Source organism: Micromonospora sp. MH33, from assembly GCF_003013775.1.
Taxonomy (GTDB): Bacteria; Actinomycetota; Actinomycetes; order Mycobacteriales; family Micromonosporaceae; genus Micromonospora; species Micromonospora fulviviridis.
The window spans coordinates 1-2,198 of the sequence record NZ_MUYZ01000557.1 but is presented as its reverse complement, the minus strand read 5'-3'; the positions used below and the strand labels follow the sequence as shown (position 1 = coordinate 2,198).

General features: G+C 75.8%; 2 protein-coding genes and 1 pseudogene. All 3 read right to left on the bottom strand.

Annotated elements, in window-relative coordinates:
• Window positions 1-545 (bottom strand): annotated as a pseudogene (locus B0E53_RS35760) (FHA domain-containing protein); the annotation flags it as partial.
• 170 nt (window positions 546-715) lie between these two features.
• Window positions 716-1,768 (bottom strand): acyl-CoA desaturase, encoded by a 1,053-nt coding sequence (locus tag B0E53_RS35755; protein WP_107079850.1) that lies wholly within the window; start codon window positions 1,766-1,768, stop codon window positions 716-718.
• A 120-nt stretch (window positions 1,769-1,888) separates the two neighbouring features.
• Window positions 1,889-2,198: hypothetical protein (locus B0E53_RS35750; protein WP_210406354.1), on the bottom strand; the 310-nt coding region annotated here is incomplete at its 5' end.

The window sequence follows — 2,198 nt, the reverse complement described above, 5'->3', positions numbered from 1 at the left end:
CAGCGCCACTGCCGGGCGAGCAGCTTCGCGCCGGCCGGCGAGCGGCTGCCGGAGGCCGGGCTCTGCCCGCCCCCGACGTGCGCGATGAAGACCGGGCCGCCGGCGCCGGGCACCGGGGCGAGCACCCGGCCGGCCTGGCCGAGCCACGGCCAGCGGCCACCCAGCCCGTCGAACCGGACCCGGCTGAGCACCGGCAGGCCGAGCAGGTCGGCCACCTCCAGCATCCGGTCCCCGGGCTGGTCGAGCACCTCGACCAGCCCGTCGTCGGCCCAGCGCCGGACCACCATCCGCTCGTTGGAGGTGAGGTCCGCGTCGGAGAGCAGGGCCCGGTGCACGATCGCGTAGACCGGGACGCTGTCCTCCTCCATCTGCCGGGCCAGCGCGTCGATCACCATGCCGAGCCGCAGCAGGCTGGCCGGCCGTCCGCCGTCCAGGTCCTGCCAGCGGATCACCTCGGCCAGGTCGACGACCGCCCGGGCCAGCGAGGGATCGGTGCAGACCCGACCCTCGATGGCGTCCAGCACCTTGCTGATCTCGAATCTCATGCCGCGCTCCGGACGGTGTCGTCGGTCCGCCGGGTCGGGGCCGGCCGCCCCGCCTCGGCTCGCACCGCCGTCGCGGTGAGCAGGTCTGCCATGCGACGACCCTACCGGCAGGGCCGATCCGCGCCGCTCGACGCACGCCGGAAATCGACCCTCGCCGCTCGCCGGCCGGCTCAGCCCCGCCGCAGCGGGCGGCCCACCTCGTGCAGGTGCGCCAGCGCCTGCCGGTACGACTCGACCAGCCCGGTCTCCGCGTACGGGATGCCCTGCTCGACACAGTAGGCGCGGACGATCGGCCGGGCCCGCCGCAGGTTGGCCCGGGGCATGTTCGGGAAGAGGTGGTGCTCGATCTGGTAGTTGAGCGCCCCCAGCGCCACGTCGACGAACCGCCCGCCGCGGACGTTGCGCGAGGTGAGCACCTGCTTGCGCAGGAAGTCGAGGTCGTCCTCCTCCGTGGGCATCGGCATCCCCTTGTGGTTCGGGGCGAAGGCACAGCCCATGTAGAGCCCCCACAGCCCCTGGTGGACGGCCGCGAAGAGCAGCGCCCGGCCGGGCGACATCACGGCGAACAGCAGGCCGAGGTAGCCGACGGCGTGCGCCAGGAGCAGCAGCCCCTCCACCGCGCGGTGCCGGACCGGGGTGCGCCACCGGCCGTCCGGCTCCCGGCCGACCAGCGCCCGCACGCTGGCCACGTGCAGCGCCAGCCCCTCCAGCAGCAGCAGCGGGAAGAACAGCCACGCCTGCCGCCGGGCCATCCACCGGCTCGCGCCCCGGGTCGCCGTCGCCTGCTCGTACGTCCAGACCAGCGCGCCCGCCCCGACGTCGGGGTCCTCGTCGGCGTGGTTGGGGTTGGCGTGGTGCCGGTTGTGCTTGTCCACCCACCAGCCGTAGCTCAGCCCGACCGCGAGGTTCCCGGCGACCAGGCCGGCGACCTCGCTCGGGCCGCGGCGGCGGAACATCTGCCGGTGGCCGGCGTCGTGGCCGAGGAACGCCACCTGGGTGGTGGCCACCGCCATGAGCGCCGCCAGCGGCAGCTGCCACCAGGAGTCGCCGACCGCCACCACCGCGGCCCAGCCGGCCAGGAAGGCGCCCAGGGTGATCCCGATCCGGGCCGCGTACCGGCCGGGTCGCCGGTCGAACAGGCCCGCGGCGGCGACCCGGCGGGACAGCCGCGCGTAGTCGCTGCCCCGCCGTGCCGGCGGCGCCGTCAACGTCGATGAGGTCATCCGATCCCCGCTCCTCGGTTGGTGTGCCACGCCGGCGGCGCGACTCTGCGTAACCGATTCTGCGCGGATCGATCGCGCTGGGTAATCCTGGCAACCCCCCAGCCCGGGGTGGTGCTACCCCTACCTCATCCCGCCCACCGCGGCCCGCAGCCGGGCCAGGTCCCGCCGGCGCCGCTCGTAGGTGGCGGCGAGGGCGATCAGCGCCAGGCCGCCCAGGCCCAGGAAGATCCAGCGGGGCAGCAGGTCCCAGCTCCGGGCCAGCTCGTGCAGGGCCAGCGGGACCAGGGTCGCCGCACCCAGCAGGACCGGCGCCTGCCAGCGCCGCACCGCACCGCCGAGCACCGCGCCGAGCGCCACCAGGCCGAGGGCGAGCCGGCGGGCCGGCTGCGGGTCCGGCGCGGCCAGCACCGAGACCAGGCTGGGCAGCAGC

What these genes read in the sequence shown, in the direction of transcription:
- B0E53_RS35755 (WP_107079850.1), bottom strand. Translation starts at nt 1,768, where the DNA reads ATGACCTCATCGACGTTGACGGCGCCGCCGGCACGGCGGGGCAGCGAC.